The sequence below is a fragment of the Streptomyces sp. TRM64462 genome, assembly GCF_013362995.1.
Lineage (GTDB): Bacteria > Actinomycetota > Actinomycetes > Streptomycetales > Streptomycetaceae > Streptomyces.
Window position 1 is genome coordinate 1 of the sequence record NZ_JABWDV010000310.1, and the last position, 1,972, is coordinate 1,972.

Consider the following 1,972-nt stretch of genomic DNA (forward strand, 5'->3'; position numbering starts at 1 on the left):
TGGCGCGGTCTGGCCACTCGATACGACAAGACCGCCACCATCTACCTCGCCGGACTCCACATCGCCGCCATCTTCATCTGGTCGGCAAGATGATCCGAAAGAAACGGCCTAGGACTCCCGCGCGACTCCCGCGACTCCCGCGGCTCCCGCGCGCAGCGGCCCGTGTGCCGCACAGTGGAGGTATGGGTGCACAACGGGACGATCCGTTCGCCGAAGCCGCCGCCGAGGCGCGCCGCAGGCTGGTGGCCGTGCTGGAGGCCGAGGGCGCCCTGCCCGACCCGGCCTGGCGGGCGGCGTTCGCGGCGGTGCCTCGGCACCTGTTCGTGCCGTACTACTACCTCGGCGTCATGGGCGGGTACGAACGGCTGTGGCGCGACGACCCGGACCCGCTGCGCCGCGAGGAGTGGCTCGCCGTGGCCTACGAGGACCGGCCGCTCGGCATCCGCCTCCGGGACGGCGACCTCGTGTCCACCGCCAGCCAGCCGTCCCTGATGGCCGGCATGCTGCACGCCCTCGACGCCCGCGACGGCGACACCGCCCTGGAGATCGGCACCGGCAGCGGCTACAACGCCGCCCTGCTCGCGCACCGGCTCGGCGACACCCACGTCACCACCATGGACCTCGACACCGACATCACCGACGCCGCACGCGCCCACCTCGACGCCGCCGGCTACCACCCGGCCGTCGTCACCGGCGACGGCGCCCGCGGCTGCCCCGGCCGTGCGCCCTTCGACCTGATCGTCGCGACCTGCGCGCTGCCCTCCGTACCGGACGTGTGGCTCGCCCAGTGCCGGCCGGGCGCGCGGATCGTCGCACCCCTCTCGACGGGCGTGCTGCGGCTGCGCGTCCGGGACGCCGGGCACGCCGAGGGCCGGTTCCTGCACACGTCGGCGTACTTCGTCCCGCTGCGCGGCGCCGCGCCCGCCCCGCCCGAGGTGCGCACCGGCGGGCTGCCCCGGCGCGCCCTCGACAGCGAGCTGTTCCGCTTCCTGCTGACCCTGACGGCGGGCAGCCTCGACCCGTACGAGGCGCACGCGCTCTGGCAACGCGAGGGCAGGCCGGAGCGCGAACGGTACGGCGTGACGGTAGGCGACGGGCGCCAGTGGGCGTGGCTGGACGACCCCGAGGGCCCGTACAGCTGGCCGCTGGGGGCTTAGGCCGGGGGGCTCAATTTTGAGCCCGTCCGGCGTTTGAGGACGAGCGCCGTTCTGGGGGTACCCCCTGCTCGAAGAGCTTGGGGGAGCGATACGGGGGTCTGGGGGCGGAGCCCCCAGTTATGGGAAGGGGCGGGGTGGGGGAAAGACGCGCCTCAGCCGCGTACGACCGTGAGCGTCGTCCACGCGCCGACGTGGACCCGGTCGCCGTCCTGCAGCGGTACGGGGACGTACGGCTGGATCGGCTCCTCGCCGCCGTTGAGCGTGGTGCCGTTGGTGGAGTTCTGGTCCACCACCGCCCACGAACCGTCCGGCTGCTGGACCAGCATGGCGTGCTGGTGCGAGACGCCCGGGTCCTCCGGCGGCACCGACAGGTCGATGTCCGGGGCCTCGCCCGTGGACTGGCGGCGGCGGCCGACGCTGATCTGCTTGCCGGTCAGCGCGACGCGGCGTTCCGGCGAGTACGCGGGCAGGTTCAGGCCCGCGGCCTCGGGGCCGCTGCGGCGCATCATCGCCATGAAGTAGTCGCGGTCGGGCGCCACGACCACGGTCCAGCCGGCGGGCGCGGCAGGGAACTGCGGCGCCCCTGGCCCGCTGCCACCCGGACCCGCCTGGGCGGCGGGTGTGTGCGGCGCGGGCGGCTGCTGGTGCTGCTGCGACGCGGGTGCCGGAGCGGGCGCGGCGGGTGCGGAGGGTGCGGCCGGTGCTGCTGCGGCGGCCGGGGGCTGCGGGGCGCCCGGCTGCCCGGCGAACGGTGGCTGCTGGTGCTGCGGCGGCTGAGGCGCATGAGGCGCGTGCGGCTGCGGGGCCTGCGGCGG

At 75.2% G+C, this 1,972-nt stretch carries 2 protein-coding genes; one reads left to right on the forward strand and one right to left on the reverse strand.

Features of this window, described 5'->3' with window-relative positions; translation table 11 throughout:
- The first annotated feature begins 182 nt into the window (after positions 1–182).
- On the forward strand, positions 183–1,157 hold the full coding sequence (locus tag HTZ82_RS15155; RefSeq protein WP_175409909.1) for a methyltransferase domain-containing protein: 975 nt from the start codon (positions 183–185) through the stop codon (positions 1,155–1,157).
- Positions 1,158–1,309: 152 nt separating this feature from the next.
- Here HTZ82_RS15155 and HTZ82_RS32260 read toward each other — a convergent pair.
- On the reverse strand, positions 1,310–1,972 hold a 663-nt coding region (locus tag HTZ82_RS32260; protein WP_254711878.1), incomplete at its 5' end, for an FHA domain-containing protein.